General features: G+C 61.1%; 1 protein-coding gene. It reads left to right on the top strand.

Going from position 1 to position 262, the window contains the following annotated elements; genetic code table 11:
* The coding region (locus AB1471_RS17525) for an SDR family NAD(P)-dependent oxidoreductase (protein ID WP_367781004.1) at nucleotides 1-262 on the top strand (262 nt) is incomplete at both ends.

Raw genomic sequence — 262 nt, forward strand, 5'->3', positions numbered from 1 at the left:
TGATGCGCATGAAGGACGAGGACTGGGATCTGGTGATCCGGGTCAATCTGGAAGCCCATTACCGCCTGTCCAAGGCGTACCTGCGCCCGATGATGAAGCAGCGCTGGGGCCGCATTATCGGCATCACTTCGGTGGTCGGCGTGACCGGCAATGCCGGCCAGACCAATTACGCCGCGTCCAAGGCGGGCATGATAGGTTTCACCAAGTCACTCGCCATGGAGGTTGCTTCACGCAACGTCACAGCGAACTGCGTTGCGCCCGG

It is taken from the genome of Jeotgalibacillus marinus, assembly GCF_040801915.1.
Classification (GTDB): Bacteria; Bacillota; Bacilli; order Bacillales; family Jeotgalibacillaceae; genus Jeotgalibacillus; species Jeotgalibacillus marinus.